Below are 21,937 nucleotides of genomic sequence, written 5' to 3'. Positions count from 1 at the left end.
TTTGATATTTTAACATGCAAAAAATGTCAAAATAACGCTCCCGGCTGACCTGGCAATGTGCAACGGTATGACGTGCAGTTAATTAGCGAAGCACATTACGACGGTGGATGGGGTAATGGCCCATCCTCGCAGCGGTGAATGGGGTTATAGCCCATCATCACGGCGGGTAACACTGTGGGTCAGCAGCCTGATGTGGGCGAGTTATTGAGTCAGGGTAACATTAGCGCCGTCAGATTAATGCGGTAATTTGAAGTCGCGGAGGAAGCTTCCCCACTTCCGCTGATAAAATGGGGTAATATGTGCAATAAAAAAATGGCTGATGCCTTTTTCATTTTCGACAACCTGACAAATATCTACCGGCTCATCATCCGTTAATGTATCCGTGGCGACGCTACCGGCCGCCTGAATGATATTTTCAATGTCGCTGTCTGCCTCAATGCCAATAAGCAGGTTAGCGGAGGCATCGGCTGATTCTTTAATTAAGGCTACCCAGGCGTGGCGCACCTGTTTATGCTTCGCAAACAGCTGAGTCAGAGAGGCGATCATCTGTGCGGGCGGCTCGGCATGTTCAGAGAGCAGCAGGGATGTGCCTCCCGCAATGACCGTTTGCTCGCTCAGCGCATTACCGCTCTCGCCCAGCAGGCTGGCGATTTCACGCGGTGAAAACGCCTTGCCGGTCGGCAGCTTCGGGTTAAGAAACAGCGTTTCGCCAAGCGTCATTTCGAATAATGCGCGCACCGGGATCACCAAAAAGGGCTGCTCCCCGCTGACTGCCTGCTGCATAGCGGTGAGTGAGGTGAAAAAAGGAATGATGCTGGTACCGTCGTCCTTTTCCCAGTGCTGTATCTCCACGGCCGGAGCCGCATCACCTTCTCCCTGTGCCGGGCTCTCGCCCGGAACCCAGACGCTGGCGTCCAGCAGTAGGGTAAAAAACTCGGGCCGGTGCGCCGGCTCGTTGGCCGCCAGTTTCAGCACCTCTTCAAGGCGCGGGTTGGTTTCATTCATGGCTCTGATTCACTAAACGTTAACGGGCAGGACGCCGCCTGCCCTGCGGGGTTATCTGCCGATCCCGGGGAGATGTGCTCTCCCCGGAACCTCAGGCATCACCAACGGATTATTTCAGCAGCAGGTTAGCCACCGTGCGAACGCCAAGGCCGGTGGCACCTGCGGACCACTGATCCACCGCTCCCTTACGGTAGGTGGCGGAGCAGTCGATATGAAGCCAGCCCTGCTGATAACGGCTCACAAAGTGAGAAAGAAACGCCGCCGCCGAACTGGCTCCAGCCGTATGGGACGGGGCCGCGATATTGTTCAGATCGGCAAAGTTAGAGGGCAGGTAGCCGCGGTGGAACTCCGCCAGCGGCAGACGCCAGAAAGGCTCATTTTCATGCGCGGCGCTGCTGAGCAGCGACTGAGCCAGCGAGTCGTCGAAGCTGAAAAGGGCGTGATAATCATTACCCAGCGCCGTTTTCGCCGCGCCGGTCAGGGTGGCAGCATCGATCAGCAATTCCGGATCCTGCTGGCTGGCATCAATCAGGCCATCGGCCAGCACCAGGCGACCTTCCGCATCGGTGTTCATCACCTCAACGGTTTTACCGTTGCGATAACGGATAATATCGCCCAACCGCAGCGCGTTGCCGCTGACCATATTATCCGCGCAGCAGAGATAGAGTTTGACGCGCTTTTTCAGTCCGCGAACGATAGCCAGCGCCAGTGCGCCGGTCAGGGTCGCGGCCCCGCCCATATCCGATTTCATCGAATCCATGGATCCGCTGGGCTTCAGGCTGTACCCACCGGTATCGAAGGTAATACCTTTACCGACCAGGCAGGCAAACACGGGCGCATTTTCATCCCCGCCCGGATTATAATCCAGCACCAACAGCGCAGGCGCGCGGGTCGATCCCCGGCCCACGGTATGCAGCCCGGAATAACCCTGCTGGCGCAGATCGTCACCTTTGGTTATGCGATAGCTCACGCTTTCGCCAGCCACGCCGGACAGCAGATCGACGGCGCGCTGGGTCAGCTGCTCGGGGCTGAGATCTTCAGCCGGCAGGTTAATGGTGTTGCGTACCCAGTCAATAATCTTAAGGCGGTTATCAAATTCAGCGCGATCGCTCTCATTCAGATCGGCCCATTCGACTTTACGCTCGCCTTTGGGACCGCGATAGCCCTGCCAGAACGCCCAGCTTTTTTCCAGATCCCAGTCGCCACTCAGGCTGACGTGCCGGATCCCCTGCGCATCAATTTTTCTCGCCGCGCGCTGGATAGTGGTCAGGGCATCGCCACCGTTAAGATGGATAGTCATGCCGCTGTCGTTGCTGGTCAATGTTGCCTTTTCTCCCCAGCGTGGATCTGCCGCTGTCGTTGACAGTGTTATTTTCATTGGTGTTGTTGTCATCGCATGGCTCCTTTTGAGCTGTTCATCGAATTTGGTCTTGAATGCGTCGGTCACTACAATAAACCTTTATTTGCTTTCGTCTAACCCAAAGCGCAATTAAACGCAAAACGGGCCAGTTTTACCCGGCCCGTCAATGACATAAAAGCATGGCCTCAGCGCACGGCGAGCTCACGCAGGCGGCGAATAGTTCGCTGGATCAGCTGAACGGCATAGTCAATTTCTTCTTCGGTGGTGTAGCGCCCCAGCGAAAAACGCAGCGAACTGTGCGCCAGCGCCTCAGACAGTCCCAGCGCGCGCAGCACGTAGGAAGGTTCCAGGCTGGCAGAGGTACAGGCAGAGCCGGAGGAGAGCGCGAGATCCTTCAACCCCATGATCAGCGACTCGCCGTCAACATTACTGAAACTGACGTTCAGAATATTGGGTGCGCCGCCTTCTGCAACGCCATTCACATACACCCCGTCAATTTCGCTGATGCCCCGCCACAGACGCGATCGCAGCTGATCTATACGTGCCATTTCAGCCGTCATTACTTCTTTAGCAATACCGTAGGCTTCGCCCATACCGACAATCTGATGCACCGGCAGCGTGCCGGAACGCATACCGCGCTCGTGGCCGCCACCGTGGATCTGCGCTTCCAGTCGAATACGGGGCTGGCGACGCACGTAAAGCCCGCCGATCCCCTTTGGACCATAGAGTTTATGCGCGGAAAATGACATCAGATCGACCGGGAGCTGGCTGAGGTCGATGGGGAGTTTCCCCACGCTCTGCGTGGCGTCAACGTGAAAGAGGATATCGCGCGCGCGGCAGAGTTCGCCAATTGCGGCGATGTTCTGAATGACGCCGGTTTCGTTATTAACGTGCATGATCGAGACCAGAATGGTGTCTTCACGCAGGGCGTTTTGAATGGAGGCGAGATCGATCTGACCGCTGCGCTGCGGGGCAAGCCAGGTTATCTCGAAGCCTTCGCGCTCAAGCTGCAAGCAGGCATCCAGCACGGCTTTGTGTTCGGTCTGGCAGGTAACGATGTGTCGCCCTTTTTCCTGATGAAAATGAGCAGCACCTTTGATGGCGAGGTTGTCAGATTCGGTCGCGCCGGAGGTAAAAACAATCTCACGCGGGTCGGCACCAATCAGATCGGCAACCTGATTACGGGCCACGTCAACGGCCTCTTCCGCCTGCCAGCCGTAGCGATGGGAACGGGAAGCCGCATTACCGAAGGTTCCGTCCAGGGTGAGAAACTGCATCATCTTCTCTGCCACGCGCGGATCGGCAGGCGTGGTGGCGGCATAGTCCAGGTAGATCGGTAATTTCATGACGTTCGGCTCCGTATCGCTCACAACCTGTCGGGCAATCTGACAGTATGGCGACAGGTCCCTGCTGATTTCACGAAGGGGAGTCGGGAATCAGCAGGAAGCTTTAGCAACCGTCAGGCACGCAGGTTGACGTTAATGGTTTCATGCGTGCGCCCGGCAGGCACACGATTTTTTTCAGTGGTGTTCTGGCGGTCGGCTACCTCAAGGATATCCTGATTATTGACCAGTTCAGCCAGCGTAATATTGTTCAGGAAGTCGCTAATGCGCTCACTCAGATCGCGCCACAGTACGTGGGTCAGACAGCGTTGACCACCCTGACAGCCCTCTTTGCCCTGGCACTTAGTGGCATCAACTGACTCATCCACGGCGGTGATCACCGCGCCAACGGCGATGGCATCCGAGGCTTTACCCAACAGATAACCGCCACCCGGTCCGCGAACGCTGGCGACCAGACCATTTTTGCGCAGGCGAGAAAACAGCTGTTCCAGATAGGAGAGGGAGATGCCCTGACGCTCTGAAATATCCGCGAGTGGCACCGGCCCCTCATGAGAGTGCAGCGCAACATCAAGCATAGCGGTAACGGCATAACGGCCTTTGGATGTCAGTCTCATGGCGTAAACGACCTCGGTTGTCCCCTGATGGGGTTTAACAAAATGATGTCCGCAAGTCTGCCATTCCCGAGTGATTTGGTCAACTATTTAACCAAGTAAAATACTCAACTATTTAACCTGGTAATTTAGTCAACTATTACCCCGCTTTCCGCCTTCCGCCGACCTCTACTTTTCGCCCTTAGGCTTCTCCACCGAAGAGAGCATGCCGCGCAGGATATTCAGCTCGTCACGCTCCGGACGCGCCCGGGTATAGAGGCGACGCAGCTTGCTCATCACCTGGCCGGGATTCCCTTCACGGATAAAGCCGCTTCTGACCATCATCTGCTCCATATGCTGATAGAAGCGTTCGAGATCGTCCACCAGCGGATAGGGGGATTCCTCATACTCAGGCTTCGGCGTTTCCTGCTGCTGGAGCCAGGCCATACGCACTTCATACGCGACGATCTGCACCGCCATCGCCAGATTCAGCGAGCTGTATTCAGGATTGGCAGCAATGGCAACGTGATAGTGGCACTTTTGCAGTTCATCGTTGGTCAGGCCCACGCGTTCGCGGCCAAATACCAGCGCAACCGGAGCCTGCTGCCCCTCTGCAACGCTTTTGATGCCGCATTCACGCGGATCGAGCATCGGCCACGGCAGCGAGCGGGAGCGGGCGCTGGTGCCAACCACCAGGCTACAGCCCGCCAGCGCGTCATCCAGCGTATCGACAATCTTCGCTTCGCCAATGACGTCACTGGCGCCGGCGGCCAGCGCAATGGCCTGCGAGTCGGGTTTTACCAGCGGATTAACCAGATAGAGGTTGGTCAGGCCCATGGTTTTCATCGCGCGCGCGACGGATCCCATGTTACCGGTGTGAGAGGTTTCCACCAGCACGATTCGGATATTTTGCAGCATAGGAATTCTGGTCTGTGAGATAATTTGGGGATACTAGCATATTTTCAGGACTTCTTACGATCTCCCTGCTATAATCCGCGCCGTTTTCCCGTTCTTTAACATCCAGTGAGAGAGACCGATGCATCCGATGCTCAACATCGCCGTGCGCGCTGCGCGCAAGGCCGGTAATTTAATTGCCAAGAACTACGAAACTCCAGACGCCGTTGAAACCAGCCAGAAAGGCAGCAACGACTTCGTTACCAATGTTGATCGCGACGCCGAGCGCCTGATTATCGAGGTGATCCGCAAGTCTTATCCGCAACACACCATCATTTCTGAAGAGTGTGGTGAATTAGCCGGTGAAGACAAGGATGTGCAATGGGTTATCGATCCACTGGATGGCACCACCAACTTCATTAAGCGTCTCCCTCACTTTTCCGTCTCTATCGCCGTGCGCATCAAAGGCCGTACCGAAGTCGCCGTGGTTTACGATCCGATGCGTAATGAGCTGTTCAGCGCGGTGCGCGGTCAGGGTACACAGCTGAACGGTTACCGTCTGCGCGGCAGCACCGCTCGCGATCTGGATGGCACCATTCTGGCGACCGGTTTCCCGTTTAAGCATAAGCAGCACGCCACCCCTTACATCAATATCGTTGGCAAGCTGTTTTCCCAGTGTGCTGATTTCCGCCGTACCGGTTCTGCCGCGCTGGATCTTGCCTACGTGGCCGCTGGCCGCGTGGACGGCTTCTTTGAAATCGGCCTGAAGCCATGGGACTTTGCAGCAGGCGAGCTGCTGGTACGTGAGGCGGGCGGTCTGGTGACTGACTTTGTTGGCGCACACGGTTATCTGACCTCCGGCAACATCGTTGCGGGTAATCCACGCGTGGTGAAAGCGATGCTGGCTAACATGCGTGACGAACTGAGCGAAGCGCTTAAGCGCTAAATCGGTCAGGCCATCCCGTAAACGGGGTAAAGGGGCCGGGCGCGGGGAAACACTTTCCCGCGCCCGGCCCCTGCTTTCCCGCCCGACAGGTCGCCTGTCGATGCCCGCATCAGTGCAGAAACATCGGCCGAATGCCGCCTGACATCACCGGCTGAGCACTCAGCCACAGCACACCGCCCATCAATACCAGCAGCATGCCGCCAACCAGCGACAACACCGGATGCCCCAGCCTTATCCAGCCCGTCGATGTGCCTTTGCGGCTGAGCTTTAGCGCCAGCGCACGCGAAACCTGCACCAGCAGCGCCATGGCAGACACCGTAAACGCCGTTCCTGCCGCCATCGTCAGCGCGGAGAATACCCCCCACAGATAGACGCCTGTTACCTTAGAAAACAGCAGCATCATAATGGCGCCCGAACAGGGGCGAAGCCCCATCGACAGCACCACCATCGTCTGAGTTTTCAGGCTGACCGCCTTTTCCAGCTGCGCGGCATCCGGTACGTGTTGATGCCCACAGCCGCAGCTGACCGGGTGGGAGTGGGAGATTGTCTGTTGGCCGGACCGGGTGGCAGCAGTCTGCTGCATAAGCCGGTGGCGACCCGATGACAGGAGGCTGGCCGGATGATCTCCGGCGGGCATCATCCGGCGGTATAAGGGCGAAGCCCGCCGCGCCTGGCAGAGGCTTACTGCTGCCCGCCAGCAGAGCCACAGGCCCAGCCCCACCACCAGCAGATAACTCCCCTTCTCCAGCCAGTAGCTGCTGATATGCAGCTGGCGCGAGGAGAGTTTCAATGCGCCCAGCAGCACGGTTACCAGCACAATTGCCACACATCCCTGCACCAGCGACGCCGCCAGCGTGAGCTTAAGGCTGGTTTTAACCCTGGTCGGATGGGTGGCGAGAAACGCGGCGATCACCACTTTGCCATGTCCCGGCCCCAGCGCGTGCAGCACGCCATAAGCCAGACTAAAGCCCATTAGCGACAGGCCCGTCTGTCGGGGATGGCTGGCAACCTGTTGCAGCAGCGTGGTCATCTGCTGATGAAGCACTTTCTGCCATAGGATGCTCTGCAATAAAATCTGCGGCCAGTACAGCCAGACGGCAAGCGCCATGCTGGCAAAGGCCCCAATCAGCAGAAGGAGCGGCCAGGCCGAAAATCCGCCGCGCAGGGATCGGGTCAGAGGTGATTTTAACGACATATCAGCGTCACCGTCTGGGCAAACTGTCGGCCCAGATCATCATCAGCGCGCGGCGCATCAGCTTTATCCAGCGACAGCGCCCAGGCCTGTAGCGCTGCGTTGGGTTTCGGCGTCTTTAGCGTCATTTTGCACTGTTTTTCCAGCTCAGCGGGCACGTGCAGGGAGTGTTCAGAATCGTAAGTCATATCCACAAAATAGGTCGGATCAAAGGTCGAGAACAGGTAGCGCTGACCCGTCAGCGGCTGCGGTTCAGCCAGCGGCAGTACAAACTCAAGTACCGCCTTAGACCCCTGACGGGAGAGGTGATACTCCGGGGGCAGGTTTTCAAACTTCACCGCTTTGCCCTCATGCCAGAACTCACTGAAATAGTGCTGTCCCAGCACGTTTGCCATGACGTCTGCCGCCAGTTTTTTCCACGCCACGCTGTCGGGTTTCGCGTCGCCCGCATCATAAAGCAGGTCCGCAGAGGTAATTTCATCCATCACCCAGTGCATTTTTAACCCGGTAAGCAGGTTATTTTTATGCACCAGCGTGACCTGCATGCTAATAAAACTGTGGGGATGCGCCAGCGCCTGCGTGGCTGTCGCCAGCAGCATGACGCACAACATCAGCCTCTTGCATATGTTATAACATAACAATTGAAAATTCCTCATCCTTCATCAACAAAATTTGTGACCCGGCTAATAAGCTTTAAATAAATCAGCGGCAGGATCCAGCAGCGGTTAGCGGAGAGTCTATTCTTACAAGGTTACATTTACCGGGACCGCAGACAATGAGTTCACCCCCCGTTGAGAATTCTGCCCTCTCCACGTCGCAGCGTCACTGCCACCTCCTTTTGACGTTATTTCTTTCTGCCTCTTCCACCAGCCTCGAGACCCTGAGCCAGCTCAATGGCGTGAATCCTTCCGTCACCCAACAGGATCTTATTGAAGTTGCCTCCGCAATCCAGCGTTATCACCGGCTGAAGCTTACCTGCTGCCCGGCGGGCCTCTATCGGGTAGAGGGGGAAGCGCTGGATCGTAAGCTCTGCCTGGTCTACTGGCTGCGCCGTGCGCTGCGGCTATCGCCTGCGTTTATCCAGCATCAGTTTGCGCCGGCGATCAGGCTCCAGCTACAGGCCTGCCCGATTGATGCCTCCCTGTATGATGAGATGCAGCTAAAGCAGCTGTTAACCCAGTGCGCACTTAAGCTTTCACGCGAGTTCTCCGAGCGCGACGGCCAGTTTCTCCAGCTTTTTATGCAGCATATTCTGTGCGATCGCTGCTGCACGCCGTTTACTCCTTCCCAGCGCGTATGGCTTACCGCACGCATTGAGCACCAGGTCGCCGATGAAATGATGGCGCAGTGGTGGCAGGACAGCGGGCTGATATCGGAACCCGGCGACGTCCTGCTGTTTGCGCTGCTGTTCAGTCAAATGCACGTTCCCTCTGTCGACGAGGCGCAGCATGAACACGAGCGGGCCCTACTGCATGCGGTAAAAGAGTTAATTGTGCGCTTTCAGTCGTTTTCCGGCATGCGATTTAGCAATAAGGAGGGGATTTGCAATCAGCTCTATACGCACCTTGCGCAGGCGATGGAGCGATGCCTGTTCGGCATTGGCATTGATAATACCCTGACGGAAGAGGTGGGACGCCTCTATCCCAAACTGCTTCGCACCACGCAAAAGGCGCTGGCCGGTTTTGAACAACGCTACTGTCTGACCTTTTCGCCCGAAGAGGTGGGTTTGATTACCGTCATCTTCGGCGCCTGGCTGATGCAGGAAAGCGTTTTACAGGAAAAACAGGTGCTGCTGCTGACCGGCGGCAACCCGGCGCTTGAACAGCAGATTGAGCAGCAGCTGAGGGAACTGACGCTGATGCCGCTGAACATTAAATATCTTGAGGTCGGTGAATATCAGCGCAGCAGTGCCCCGAAGGGCATTGCGCTGGTGGTGACACCCTATGCCACCCCGCTGCCGCTCTACTCGCCGCCGCTGATCCACGCCGAGCTGCCTTTACAGCCGCACCAGCAGCAGCGAATTCGCCAGCTGCTGGAGTCGTAAATTTCAGGCCCGGGCCAGGCCAGTAAGCAAAACGAAGGGTCATTTTCCCTCCAACGATGTCCGCGCTACTCTGTCAGAGGTGGGGTTTAAGATCAAACAACGGGACACTTTGTCCCGTTGTTATCACATTTCAGGTGCGCGGGAGCCTGTCAGGCATACACCGGGAAACGTGCACAAAGTGCCAGAACCTGTTTCTTGATGCGCTCGATAGTGCCTTCATCACCGATGTTATCAAGAATATCGCTGATCCAACCGGCCAGCTCACGCACCTCAGCCTCTTTGAAACCCCGGCGGGTAATCGCAGGGGAACCGATACGAATACCGGAAGTGACAAACGGGCTTTTCGGATCGTTAGGCACGCTGTTTTTGTTTACGGTGATATTTGCACGACCCAGCGCGGCATCCGCCTCTTTACCGGTCAGGTTTTTATCAACCAGATCCAGCAGGAACAGGTGGTTATGGGTGCCGCCTGAAACCACGTTATAGCCGCGCGCCAGGAACACCTCGACCATCGCTTTAGCATTTTTCGCGACCTGCTGCTGATAGACCTTAAACTCCGGCTCCATCGCTTCTTTCAGCGCGACCGCTTTACCGGCAATCACATGCATCAGCGGGCCGCCCTGGCCACCAGGGAAGACGGCGGAGTTCAGCTTTTTATACAGATCTTCGTCGCCGCCCTTCGCCAGGATCAGGCCACCGCGCGGCCCTGCCAGGGTTTTGTGGGTGGTAGTGGTAACGATATGGGCATGAGGTACCGGGTTCGGGTAAACGTCAGCCGCGATCAGGCCCGCCACGTGCGCCATGTCCACGAACAGCCAGGCACCGATGCTGTCAGCAATTTCGCGCATTTTTGCCCAGTCACAAATACCGGAATAGGCAGAGAAGCCACCGATAATCATTTTTGGCTTATGCTTCTGCGCCTGGGCGGCCAGATCTTCGTAGTCAATTTTACCGGTTTCGTCGATGCCATACGGCACCACGTTATACAGCTTACCGGAGAGGTTAACCGGCGAGCCATGCGTCAGGTGGCCGCCGTGCGCCAGATTCATACCCAGAATGGTATCGCCCGGCTGTAGCAGTGCGGTATAGACCGCAAAGTTGGCCTGTGAGCCAGAGTGAGGCTGCACGTTGGCATAGTCGGCGCCGAACAGCGCTTTAGCGCGATCGATAGCCAGCTGCTCAACGATATCAACGTATTCACAGCCGCCATAGTAGCGTTTGCCCGGGTAACCTTCGGCATATTTGTTGGTCAGCTGAGATCCCTGCGCCTGCATTACGCGCGGGCTGGTGTAGTTTTCGGAAGCAATCAGCTCAATATGCTCTTCCTGACGCACTTTTTCCTGCTCCATTGCCTGCCACAATTCGGCATCGTAATCAGCAATATTCATATCACGCTTTAACATCCGCATCTCCTGACTCAGCTAACTTCATATCGGTATTTAACGGCCCGTTAGGGCGAAGACACACAGTGTAAACTGTTTTACCAGGCGAGGGGTAGCCACAAAGCAGGCTTTTTACGCAAACGATTGGCCTGAGAGCCGGCAAGGGTTAGTTACCTTTTTTGCAAGCCTGATTGTCCGGCATTTTCGTCATCGCCCCCTTTGCCAGGATTCACCTGTTGCCTGGCGGGGCAGCCTGATGCCCCTGCTAACTGCGCGGAGAGTTTTACATCGCAAACCCTCGCGCGATAAGATGTACGGTAAGTTAACTCAATACATAACGCATGGAGAGCCTATGTTAGACGCTAAAACGATTGCCGCCGTGAAAGCCACAATACCCGCCCTGCTGGCTGTCGGTCCCGCCCTTACCCTACGCTTCTACGATCGAATGCTACGTGATAACCCTGAGCTACAGGATATTTTCAATATGAGCAATCAGCGCAATGGCAGCCAGCCTGAAGCGCTGTTCAATGCTCTCTGCGCTTACGCCTGCAATATTGAAAATCTCGCCGACCTGCTGCCTGCGGTGGAGAAAATCGCCCAGAAGCACACCAGCTTTGCCATTCAGCCCGATCAATATCAGATTGTCGGTACGCACCTGCTGGCAACGCTGGATGAAATGCTTAGCCCTGGCGAAGAGGTGCTGGAGGCCTGGGGCAAAGCCTACAACGTGCTGGCGAATGTTTTTATCCAGCGTGAGGCGCAGATTTATCAACAGGCAGAAGCTAAGCCAGGCGGCTGGCGCGCACCGCGGGCCTTTCGCATCAGCACCATTACCCAGGAGAGCGACGTCATCAAAAGCTTTATTCTGCAGCCGGTGGATGGTCAGCCCGTGATGGACTATCAGCCCGGACAGTATCTGGGCGTCTGGCTGCGCGCGAATACGTTAGAACATCAGGCGATCCGGCAATATTCACTGACCCGCGCACCCAATGGTCGGGATTACCGCATTGCCGTTCGTCATCAACCCGGCGGCGTCGTTTCTGGCTGGCTGCATCATCAGGCGCAGCCAGGTGATGAAATCCATCTGGCCGCGCCGGCAGGCGATTTTTTTCTGTCAGTCACGCCAGAGGTGCCGGTCACGCTGATCTCCGCCGGTGTGGGCCAGACGCCTGTGCTGGCGATGCTGGACGCGCTGGCGGCTCAGCGCCACCCCGCCCATGTTAACTGGTTCCATGCGGCGGATAACGGCTCAGCGCATGCATTTCGCCATGAGGTCGCCGCCACAGCACGGCGGCTGCCGGATTTCTCACAGCATGTCTGGTATCGCGCACCGCGTGAGCAGGACAGCGGTCAGTTTGATACGGAAGGTTTGATGAATTTACTGCCGCTGGAAAGTCAGCTGAGCGATCCGGCCTGTCGCTATTACCTCTGCGGTCCGGTGGGATTTATGCAGGCGGTGGTGGCGCAGCTGTTGAAGCTGGGGATTGATGCATCCCGTATTCACTATGAGGTGTTCGGGCCGCATAAGGTTCTCTAACCATCAGGCAGAGATCGCCGTCCATGATGGGCGGCGAACGCTCCGGCGGCAAGGCAGGGACTCAGATCGCCTCTTCGTCTTCTTCGCCGGTGCGAATACGCACCACGCGCGCCACGTCGAAAACAAAAATTTTACCATCACCAATTTTACCTGTATGCGCGGTACGCATAATGGTGTCCACGCAGGTGTCGACGATATCATCAGCAATCACGATTTCAATCTTCACCTTCGGCAGGAAATCGACCATATACTCGGCACCGCGATAGAGCTCGGTATGGCCCTTCTGGCGGCCAAACCCTTTCACTTCAGTCACGGTCATTCCGGTAATACCCACCTCGGCCAGCGCTTCACGCACGTCGTCGAGTTTGAACGGTTTGATAATGGCATCAATCTTTTTCATGGCAGACCCTTTTCAGTCCCCCCATCCGGGAGGGCAATTTCTATTCAGACGATGTGCAGCGGACAAATACTGCCGCGCGGTCCGTCTCTTTTCGGCATGCTACGCTACCATATCCCACCGGGATAGCGGCACGGAAAATACTATTCCTTAAAGTCTGAGGCATCCAGCTCGTGCCGCGACAGCAGCTTATAGAACTCAGTGCGGTTACGCCCCGCCAGTCGGGCGGCGTGAGTCACATTGCCTTTGGTCATCTGTAGAATCTTTCTTAAGTAGTTAAGCTCGAACTGGTTTCTGGCTTCCGCAAAGGTGGGCAGTGCGGTATTTTCCCCCACCAGGGCCTGTTCAACCAGTGCCTCACCGATGACCGGAGCCGTGCTTAGCGCCACGCATTGCTCGATCACGTTAACCAGCTGGCGGACATTGCCTGGCCAGCTGGCGGCCATCAGCCGCTTCATCGCCTCGGTGGAGAACCGGCGTACCGAGGGTTTATGGCGTTCAGCAGACTGCTTAAGCAGATAGTTTGCCAGCAGCGGAATATCCTCCGCCCGCTCCTGAAGCGTGGGGATCTTAAGGTTTACCACATTCAGCCGGTAAAAGAGATCCTCACGGAACTCCTTTTTCTCCATGGCCTTAGGCAAATCGCGATGCGTGGCGGAAATAATCCGCACGTTGATATCCAGATCGCGGTTACTGCCCAGCGGCCGCACTTTACGCTCCTGGATCACCCGCAGGAGTTTTACCTGTAACGCCGGTGGCATATCACCGATCTCATCCAGAAACAGCGTTCCTCCCTCCGCAGCCTGGAACAGCCCCTCGCGGCTGCTGACCGCACCGGTAAAGGCCCCTTTCGCATGACCAAAAAGTTCCGACTCCAGCAGCTGCTCCGGCAGTGCGCCGCAGTTAATGGCGATAAAAGCCTTGTTCGCGCGTGGGCTGGCAGCATGGATAGCCTGCGCCAGAATCTCTTTGCCGGTGCCGCTCTGCCCGTTGATCAGCACGCTAACGTCCGACTGGGCCACCATCCGCGCCTGTTCCAGTAGACGGAGCATCAGCGGGCTGCGGGTCACAATGCCCTCACGCCAGCTTTCGTCTCCGGCGGGCGCACGGTGTGCGAGTGCCTGATCGATGGCGCTATAGAGGGCGTCGCGATCCACCGGTTTGGTCAGAAAGCCAAACACTCCCTGCTGGGTAGCGGAAACGGCATCGGGTATAGACCCATGCGCCGTCAGGATGATCACCGGCATGCCCGGCTGCTGCTTCTGGATTTCACTGAACAGCGCAAGGCCGTCCATCTCATCCATGCGCAGATCGCTGATGACCAGATCGATTCGCTCTTTCAGCAGCATTTTCAGCGCTTCAGGCCCGCTGGCTGCGGTACAAATGCTAAAGCCCTCGCTGGTCAGCCGCATGCCTAACAGTTTAAGCAGGCTGGGATCATCATCCACCAGCAGCAGATTTGCCGATTTTTTTATCATGGCTGCGGAGCATCCTGGGTTGTGTTATCCGACACAGCGACGCTATCGCCCTGTGCAGCGCCATTTTTATCAATGTGACCGTTATCTGAGGTATCAGGCGAGCGGCGTGAGGATAGCTGTCGCTCAATATCGGTCAACGTTTGCAGCTTGCGGCGGACCAGCACCAGCTCTTTATTCTGGGCAATCTGCTGCTGGCGCAGGGTATCAAGCTGGGCATCGCTGCTTTGTTGCAGATGATGATACCGCGTGCGCGCTTCGGACAGCTGGAGCTGCGCCAGCTGGTTATCGCGCCAGAGCTGTATTAGCGGTCGCAGGGGAACAGGATAATCGCCGATAAACCCATCCAGCCGCTGCAAATACTGCCGCCTCTCCACCGGCGTTTCGTTGCCATTATCCATCAGCATCGCCTGCTTAAACGCGCTCTGCCAGTCATCTGCCGGCCAGAGTCTGGCCTGCGCGCGTGCCTCCGCAGGCGATAACCTTACCGCACAGTCGATGGCTCTCAGCCAGTAGAGACTGCTGTCCATGACTTTGTTATCCGGCACGTCCCAGATCTCTTCGCAGGCCACCAGCGAATAGTTAACCACTTTGATTTCTGGTTCGGGCAGTGAATGCATATTACTGACGCCCGGATCGGCTGCTTTATTAGCACAGGCCGCCAGCGCCGTTGCCAGCAATATCGTCAGTGCTACCCTGGCACAGGGAGCAGATCGCATGGCTGAAAAAAGGCGGGATGATTTCATTATTTTTCGTTCCCTGAGAGGGTGTTAAGTTCGATACGAAAGCAAACAGCAGCCGCATCGCTTTCCACCAGCTGGAGTTCTCCTCCCAGTCGATGGATGGAGTCTTTAGCGATGCTCAGGCCCAGGCCACTGCCTTTTACGGCGCCTTTACGCTGGAGGCTACCCTGATAGAAGGGTTCAAATATCATCGCCTGCTCGGCGGCGGGGATCGGCGTTCCGGTGTTCGCCACCTCCACCAGCACCCTGCCGCCCTGCCGACGGCTGCGGATCCAGATGGTACCGGATTCGCTGCCATAATGTATTGCATTCGAGTAAAGATTATCAATCGCACGCATCAGTAATGCAGGCTCGGCAAGGCAGCTTGCTTCGGCAAGGTTAATTTCGGTACGCATCGCCTTGGCGCGCGCCGTCAGGTTGTGGGTGGCGATGACCGCGTCCACAAGCGGAGCAAGGGCTACCGGGGCCCGTTCTATCGGTGCATCTGACAGTTTACGATTATAGTCCAGCAGCTGTTCAATCAGCCGCTGGAGATGACGGCTGCTTTCATCAAGAATGCCCACCACCTCATGCTGATCCGGCGTTAGCGGCCCGGCTATTTCATCAGCCAGCAGGGCCGTACCTTCACGCATGCTGGCCAGGGGCGTTTTCAGTTCATGGGAGATATGACGCAGAAACTCATGTCGCTGGGACTCCAGCCAGGCCAGCCGCTCACTCAGCCAGAGAATGCGCTGCCCCAGCGAACGTAGCTCTCGAGGCCCCTTTGCGGCGAGATTGTGGCCGGGCGGTTTGCCCTCGCCAAGACGGTTGATCATTAGCTCCACCGCCTTCACCGGTCCGATAATCATGCGGGTAAAGAGCAGAACCAGGCCGAGGCTGAGCAGAAAGAGGATCAGCGCCTGCCAGCCAAAATACTGCCCCCGCTCGGCAATTTCCCGCTGAAGCTGCAACCCGCGAGAGAACACCACTTCCCGCGTGGACTGAACCAACTGGGTATTGGCGGCGGAGAAGGCTTCCAGCCCGTCGGAGGCGGCTTTAACCGGGCTGCTGTTGTCGCAGGTGATGTCACTCAGCTGCACCAGTCCCTGCCGCAGCGCATCGTAGATGCGCACGTCCGGCAGCACGGATCCGTGTGCATCCAGCATCCGTGCATACTTAGCCCGCTGGGTCTGATAAAGCCTGGCCAGCATCGGATCGTCGAGCACGCAGTATTGCCGGTAGCTGCGCTCCAGTTCCAGCGCGGTCCGTGCCATTGCTTCACTGCGGCGAACGTCGGTGAGGGTGGTACGGTTGGTTTCTGCCGCGCGATCGCTCAAAGCAGACAGGCTTTCCCAGGCCTGCCAGGCCAATACCAGCAGAGGAAGCAGCACCAGCAGAAACGCCATCAGCACCAGCTGGCGAAGGGAGCGGGGAAACAGACGCCATTTTTTCACGGAACACCCTCACAAAATGCAACGTCTGGATGCTAGCTGACCGGGAGGCGGGAGGGAAGTGCTGTTATCAAAACGAAAAATGGCAGATTCAGAGAATCTGCCATCTGCCCGGAAGCGTGCGCTCCCTGAAATAGGTGGTGCCTAACTCAACGTTGCGTCCGAAATTTGATAAAGCCACAGAGTGAACTGTTATCGGTTTGGTGGACGGCAGGCACCGTATTGTGCGTCATTCGATGTGTTATGAAGCGCTTGTCCGCTTTCGCAGGGCTGTCGTAACGAGGTGAATGAGCCGCTATGAGTCTATTAGCAATTAGCGTGCCACTTTTGAGTATTTAATAAAAACCTATTGATTACAGGCATCTGGGTAACATCTTTTGTTTTTTAAACAATAAAAACGTCACCTTTAAGAATAAAGTGTCGCTATCGGGCAACAGTTTTAACGCTTATTAGCGTATTACTTATAAAACATAAAGTTAAATGTCTCCAGATGATGACAGGCATTTTGATTCCTGTCGTTTATCTGCAACACTTACGCCATGCATCTTAACGCCTATGAGTACCTGACAGGCAAGCAACCCCATCGCGCTGAGGCTAAGAGGGGTCAGTTTGGATAGCGGAAATTATTGTACGTTTAGATTGGATCCTGGCCATTCAGATAGCTTTGTTGAATAAATCAGACTCGGGGCGAGTGTCCCTGTGGCTTGTCGGTTTTTCAGTCCATAATTGGGTTCCAGGCCCCGAATTAGAGCGTTTTTTTATAAAAAAAAAATTTTAATTATGCTCTAATTTGCATTTGAAATTTTAAGGTGTATATATGATTTTTAGTTTTTCGAAAGCGTCATCTTTTTTGGTAAAAAACATATGCAGCACAAAAATCAGCAACCTGGAGGTTCGCTCTGAGAAAAAATACGGATTTATCGGGAATCTTTTAAAGATAAAAAATGAAGTTATTACTTTCTCTTTTAATGGAAAAAGGTAAGATTTGAAAGTAAAGATATATATTCAGTAATAGATAAAGCACTTAAAGGCAGTAGAAAAACAGAGTGGTTCAAGGAGGAAACGATAAATATTTTATCCTCCGAGGTTAATAAAACTATCGATGCCGCATGTGAACAACAGGGTAACATTATAAACAATAAACAGAGAGATGATATTTTTCGTAAAGTATCATCGAGGCTTGGTGCGCTGAAATTAGATCCGAAATGTACGCATAGTAGCATCTCACAGATACTGTATAACAATAAGTCTTTATCAGCACGGATTGAGAGATTATCTTCTTTTTCGCAATCTCGGGATGAAAAAAATAAATTAGCAAATATCGTAAATTCAAGACTAACCGATCAGGTTTTCATGAGAAAGTTTGGGGGTATTGATTTGAATCTGTTAAGAAAAGATACGGCGGAAGAAATGGCGTTTTTGATAAAATCAGCTCATAACTACTGAAAATCAACTTTCGTCTTTTTTTGAAAGACCCTAAAGCCAGAACATCAGAGCTATCGCGCCAGCGAACTGACGCTGTTGACGGTTGCGATCCTACTCTGGAATACCGTGTATATGAAATGCCGTAAAGGCGTGATAAGGGCCGGTAAGAGGCCGGAAGCAGCACGCAGCACGTGCAGGCTTCCGGCTACAGCGATTAACCCAGCTGCTTGCGCGCATTGCGGAAAATACGCATCCACGGGCTGTCTTCGCCCCACTCCGCCGGATGCCACGAGTGACTCACCGTACGGAATACGCGCTCAGGGTGCGGCATCATTATCGTCACCCGCCCACTTTCGTTGGTCAGCGCGGTAATGCCGTTCGGCGATCCATTTGGGTTCGCCGGATACTGCTGAGTGACGTTGCCCGCGTTATCGACAAAGCGCAGCGCCACCAGCCCCTGATGCTCAATCTTCGCCAGATGGGCCGCATCCCGCACCTCCACGAAACCTTCACCGTGAGAGACGGCAATTGGCATACGCGACCCCACCATGCCATCCAGCAGTAGCGACGGACTGGCAGCCACTTCTACCAGGCTGAAGCGCGCTTCAAACCGTTCAGACTGATTACGCACGAAGCGTGGCCAGGCGTCGCTACCCGGGATCAGCTCATGCAGATTGGACATCATCTGACAGCCGTTACAGACTCCCAGCGCCAGCGTTTGCGGGCGGTGGAAGAACGCTTCGAATGCGTCACGCACGCGGGTATTGAACAGGATGGATTTCGCCCATCCTTCACCCGCGCCCAGCACGTCGCCATAGGAGAAACCGCCGCAGGCGACCAGCGTCTGGAAACGTTGCAGATCGGTGCGCCCCGCCAGCAGGTCGCTCATATGCACGTCAACGGCATCGAAGCCTGCCCGATGGAAGGCTGCCGCCATTTCAACGTGAGAGTTAACCCCCTGCTCGCGCAGAACGGCCACTTTTGGCCGCGCGCCGGTGGCGATAAACGGCGCGGCAACGTCCTCTTCCGGCCTGAACGTCAGCGCGACGTTGAGACCCGGATCGCGACTGTTTTTCTTCGCTTCATGCTCCTGATCGGCACAGTCCGGGTTATCACGCAGTCGCTGCATCTGCCAGGTGGTTTCTGCCCACCAGGTGCGCAGCTGGGTACGGCTCTCGCTGTAAACCGCAGATTCGCCCGAGGTGATGACAAAACGATCCCCTTCCTGTGCCCTGCCAAGGACGTGAACGCAGTCGGCCAGGCCGTTATCCGCAAAGGCCTGCTCAACCTGAGCGCGATCGGCGGCGGCAATCTGAATAACCGCGCCCAGCTCTTCGTTGAACAGCGCCGCCAGCGCGTCATCGCCCAGCGTGGCAATATCGACCTGGAGTCCACAGTGGCCGGTAAACGCCATCTCTGCCAGCGTGACCAGCAGGCCACCGTCTGAACGGTCGTGGTAGGCCAGCAGTTTGCCCGCGGCCACCAGCGTCTGGATGGCGTTAAAGAAGCCCGCCAGCTGTTTGGCATCGCGCACATCCGCTGGCTTGTCGCCCAGCTGGCGATAAACCTGCGTCAGCGCGGTCGCTCCCAACGCGTTATTCCCCTTACCCAGATCGATAAGCAGCAGCGCATTATCCTGCCCGGGTTGCAGCTGCGGCGTCACGGTACGGCGGACATCCTCGACGCGCGCGAAGGCGGTGATCACCAGCGACAGAGGCGAGGTCATTTCGCGCTGTTCGTTGCCCTGCTTCCAGCGGGTTTTCATCGACATGGAGTCCTTGCCGACCGGGATAGTAATGCCCAGCGCCGGACAAAGCTCCTCGCCTACCGCCTTAACCGCTTCGTACAGACCGGCATCTTCACCCGGGTGGCCCGCCGCCGCCATCCAGTTGGCGGAAAGTTTAATACGCTTCAGCGAACCGATCTGCGTGGCGGCAATGTTGGTCAGGGCTTCACCCACCGCGAGGCGACCGGAAGCAGCAAAATCCAGCAGGGCAACCGGCGCACGCTCACCCAGCGCCATCGCCTCACCGTAGTAGCTGTCGAGGCTGGCGGTGGTCACGGCGCAGTTAGCCACCGGGATCTGCCAGGGACCAACCATCTGATCGCGAGCCACCATGCCGGTCACCGAGCGGTCACCGATGGTTATCAAAAAGGTTTTTTCCGCCACGGACGGCAGATGAAGCACCCGCCTGACCGCCTCGGCCAGGGTAATATCGTGGCGATCCAGCGGCTCACCCACCGCTTTCAGCGTACTGACGTCGCGGGTCATTTTTGGCGTTTTGCCCAGCAGCACGTCCAGCGGCATATCAATAGGCTGCGTGTTGAAGTGACTGTCGGAAAGTGCCAGATGCAGTTCTTCGGTCGCTTTACCAATTACCGCGTACGGTGCGCGTTCACGCTTACACAGGGCATCAAACTGCGCCAGCTTATCCGGCGAAACGGAGAGCACGTAGCGCTCCTGCGATTCGTTACACCATACCTCCAGCGGGCTCATTCCCGGCTCATCGCTGAGGATGTCGCGGAGGTTGAAGCGACCGCCACGACCGCCGTCGCTAACCAGTTCCGGCATGGCGTTTGACAGGCCGCCCGCGCCCACATCGTGGATAAACTGAATCGGGTTGTCCTCGCCCAGCTGCCAGCAGCGATCGATCACTTCCTGACAGCGACGCTCCATTTCCGGGTTGTCACGCTGTACCGAGGCGAAGTCCAGATCGGCATCAGACTGCCCTGACGCCATAGAGGAGGCTGCGCCGCCGCCCAGGCCGATATTCATCGCCGGACCACCGAGAACGATCAGCTTCGCGCCCACGGTAATTTCACCCTTCTGTACGTGGTCGGCGCGGATATTCCCCATGCCACCCGCCAGCATAATCGGCTTGTGGTAGCCACGCAGCTCAATGCCGTTGTGGCTGTTTACCTCTTCTTCATAGGTGCGGAAGTAGCCATTCAGCGCCGGACGTCCAAATTCATTATTGAATGCCGCGCCGCCCAGCGGGCCATCCGTCATGATATCCAGCGCCGTGACGATGCGTTCCGGCTTGCCGAAATCTTCTTCCCACGGCTGTTCAAAGCCTGGAATACGCAGGTTGGAGACGGAGAAGCCCACCAGCCCCGCCTTCGGTTTAGCACCGCGGCCTGTCGCACCCTCATCGCGAATTTCACCGCCGGAACCGGTCGCGGCGCCCGGCCAGGGGGAGATTGCCGTAGGGTGGTTGTGCGTCTCCACCTTCATCAAGATGTCGGTCTGTTCCTGATGAAAGTCGTACTGATGCCGCTCGGCGTCGGCGTAGAAGCGACCTACCGTCGAGCCTTCCATTACCGCCGCGTTATCTTTATAGGCAGACAGCACGTAGTCAGGCGTTTTCTCGAAGGTATTCTTGATCATTTTGAACAGCGATTTTGGCTGCTGCTCACCGTCAATGATCCAGTCGGCGTTGAAGATTTTATGGCGGCAGTGCTCGGAGTTCGCCTGAGCAAACATATAGAGTTCAATGTCGTTTGGATTGCGCCCGAGGGTCTGAAATGCGCTAAGCAGGTAATCGATTTCATCCTCTGCCAGCGCCAGGCCCAGCCTGCGGTTGGCCTGCTCCAGTGCGCTACGTCCTTCGCCCAGCGCATCGACGCTCTGGAGTGGCGCTGGTTCGTGCTGAACAAAAAGTTGTTCAGCCTGGCCCAGCTCAGTCAGCACCACTTCCACCATCCGGTCGTGCAGCATCATACCCAACTGCGACCAGTGTGCGGAGGTCAATGACGGGCCTTTAATGTAAAAAGCCAGCCCCCGCTCAAGACGCCTGACCTGCGGCAGACTGCAGTTATGGGCGATATCGGTCGCTTTTGACGACCAGGGTGAGAGCGTGCCGGGACGAGGCGTTACCAGCAGCAGCCGTCCTTCGGGGGTGTGTTCGGCGAGAGAGGGGCCATATTTCAGCAGGCGCTGCAGGCGAACCTTGTCTTCTGCATTTAGGGGCGCGCTGACATCGGCGAAATGGACGTACTCAGCGTATATATCACTCACCGGCAGGTGAGCGTCCTGAAAGCGGGCCAGCAGTTTGTTAATACGAAATGCCGACAGAGCGGGCGAACCACGCAGAATTTCCATCATCAAAGATCTCTCGTCTTCGAAGCGCCGGGCGACGCTTCTTTGGGCGCAACAGGGAAAACGGGGGCCATT

Annotated in this window: 17 protein-coding genes; 4 read left to right on the top strand and 13 right to left on the bottom strand. The window is 56.3% G+C overall.

Annotated features, from left to right (window positions below; genetic code table 11):
• Positions 1–234: 234 nt before the first annotated feature.
• From sseB to trmJ, 5 genes are all read right to left on the bottom strand, one after another.
• Complete coding sequence (sseB, locus tag AC4PCC_RS05110; RefSeq protein WP_492126616.1) at positions 235–1,005, bottom strand: enhanced serine sensitivity protein SseB; 771 nt, start codon at positions 1,003–1,005, stop codon at positions 235–237.
• 109 nt (positions 1,006–1,114) lie between these two features.
• Positions 1,115–2,398: an aminopeptidase PepB gene (gene pepB, locus AC4PCC_RS05105; RefSeq protein WP_067707976.1), complete on the bottom strand. Its 1,284-nt coding sequence runs from the start codon at positions 2,396–2,398 to the stop codon at positions 1,115–1,117.
• 152 nt (positions 2,399–2,550) lie between these two features.
• Positions 2,551–3,711, bottom strand: a complete 1,161-nt coding sequence (locus tag AC4PCC_RS05100) for an IscS subfamily cysteine desulfurase (RefSeq protein WP_067708247.1) — start codon at positions 3,709–3,711, stop codon at positions 2,551–2,553.
• 113 nt (positions 3,712–3,824) lie between these two features.
• On the bottom strand, positions 3,825–4,322 hold the full coding sequence (iscR, locus tag AC4PCC_RS05095; RefSeq protein ID WP_067707973.1) for a Fe-S cluster assembly transcriptional regulator IscR: 498 nt from the start codon (positions 4,320–4,322) through the stop codon (positions 3,825–3,827).
• Between the two features lie 165 nt (positions 4,323–4,487).
• Positions 4,488–5,216, bottom strand: a complete 729-nt coding sequence (gene trmJ, locus AC4PCC_RS05090; protein WP_067707970.1) for a tRNA (cytosine(32)/uridine(32)-2'-O)-methyltransferase TrmJ — start codon at positions 5,214–5,216, stop codon at positions 4,488–4,490.
• Between the two features lie 118 nt (positions 5,217–5,334).
• On the opposite strand from trmJ, the gene suhB reads away from it, so the two are divergent.
• Positions 5,335–6,138 (top strand): inositol-1-monophosphatase, encoded by an 804-nt coding sequence (suhB, locus tag AC4PCC_RS05085; protein ID WP_067707966.1) that lies wholly within the window; start codon positions 5,335–5,337, stop codon positions 6,136–6,138.
• A 109-nt stretch (positions 6,139–6,247) separates the two neighbouring features.
• On the opposite strand, the gene AC4PCC_RS05080 is transcribed toward suhB, so the two are convergent.
• Positions 6,248–7,333: a nickel/cobalt transporter gene (locus AC4PCC_RS05080; protein ID WP_492126615.1), complete on the bottom strand. Its 1,086-nt coding sequence runs from the start codon at positions 7,331–7,333 to the stop codon at positions 6,248–6,250.
• Positions 7,324–7,941 (bottom strand): DUF1007 family protein, encoded by a 618-nt coding sequence (locus AC4PCC_RS05075; protein WP_492126614.1) that lies wholly within the window; start codon positions 7,939–7,941, stop codon positions 7,324–7,326. The genes AC4PCC_RS05080 and AC4PCC_RS05075 overlap by 10 nt, the downstream gene beginning before the upstream one ends.
• Before the next feature lie 164 nt (positions 7,942–8,105).
• Between AC4PCC_RS05075 and csiE the strand changes: the two genes are divergently transcribed.
• A complete protein-coding gene (gene csiE, locus AC4PCC_RS05070) occupies positions 8,106–9,374 on the top strand; it encodes a stationary phase inducible protein CsiE (protein WP_492126613.1) in 1,269 nt (422 codons plus the stop codon).
• A 149-nt stretch (positions 9,375–9,523) separates the two neighbouring features.
• Here csiE and glyA read toward each other — a convergent pair whose 3' ends face one another.
• The gene (gene glyA, locus AC4PCC_RS05065) at positions 9,524–10,777 is read right to left on the bottom strand and encodes a serine hydroxymethyltransferase (protein WP_067707950.1); all 1,254 of its coding nucleotides are present in this window, start codon (positions 10,775–10,777) and stop codon (positions 9,524–9,526) included.
• A 331-nt stretch (positions 10,778–11,108) separates the two neighbouring features.
• On the opposite strand from glyA, the gene hmpA reads away from it, so the two are divergent.
• Positions 11,109–12,293: an NO-inducible flavohemoprotein gene (gene hmpA / locus AC4PCC_RS05060; RefSeq protein WP_492126612.1), complete on the top strand. Its 1,185-nt coding sequence runs from the start codon at positions 11,109–11,111 to the stop codon at positions 12,291–12,293.
• A gap of 61 nt (positions 12,294–12,354) precedes the next feature.
• Here the strand turns inward: hmpA and glnB are convergent, their stop codons facing one another.
• The 4 genes from glnB to AC4PCC_RS05040 all read right to left on the bottom strand — a co-directional run bounded on the left by glnB (position 12,355) and on the right by AC4PCC_RS05040 (position 16,341).
• Positions 12,355–12,693 carry a nitrogen regulatory protein P-II gene (gene glnB, locus AC4PCC_RS05055; RefSeq protein WP_067707944.1) on the bottom strand — a complete coding sequence of 113 codons (339 nt, stop codon included), beginning with the start codon at positions 12,691–12,693 and terminating at the stop codon, positions 12,355–12,357.
• 140 nt (positions 12,694–12,833) lie between these two features.
• A complete protein-coding gene (glrR, locus tag AC4PCC_RS05050) occupies positions 12,834–14,168 on the bottom strand; it encodes a two-component system response regulator GlrR (protein ID WP_492126611.1) in 1,335 nt (444 codons plus the stop codon).
• Positions 14,165–14,911, bottom strand: a complete 747-nt coding sequence (gene qseG / locus AC4PCC_RS05045; RefSeq protein ID WP_492126610.1) for a two-component system QseEF-associated lipoprotein QseG — start codon at positions 14,909–14,911, stop codon at positions 14,165–14,167. Before qseG ends, glrR begins: the two co-directional genes overlap by 4 nt.
• Positions 14,911–16,341, bottom strand: coding sequence for a sensor histidine kinase (locus AC4PCC_RS05040; protein ID WP_492126609.1), 1,431 nt, complete (start codon positions 16,339–16,341; stop codon positions 14,911–14,913). Before AC4PCC_RS05040 ends, qseG begins: the two co-directional genes overlap by 1 nt.
• 996 nt (positions 16,342–17,337) lie before the next feature.
• Between AC4PCC_RS05040 and AC4PCC_RS05035 the strand changes: the two genes are divergently transcribed.
• Positions 17,338–17,784, top strand: coding sequence for a type III secrection system effector, WxxxE family (locus tag AC4PCC_RS05035; protein WP_492127456.1), 447 nt, complete (start codon positions 17,338–17,340; stop codon positions 17,782–17,784).
• A gap of 193 nt (positions 17,785–17,977) precedes the next feature.
• Here the strand turns inward: AC4PCC_RS05035 and purL are convergent, their stop codons facing one another.
• Positions 17,978–21,868 carry a phosphoribosylformylglycinamidine synthase gene (gene purL, locus AC4PCC_RS05030; protein ID WP_492126608.1) on the bottom strand — a complete coding sequence of 1,297 codons (3,891 nt, stop codon included), beginning with the start codon at positions 21,866–21,868 and terminating at the stop codon, positions 17,978–17,980.
• Positions 21,869–21,937: the final 69 nt, after the last annotated feature.

It is taken from the genome of Erwinia sp. L03-1 (genome assembly GCF_058686115.1).
The sequence above is the reverse complement of the archived record's forward strand: the minus strand, read 5'-3'. Positions and strand labels throughout refer to the sequence as shown.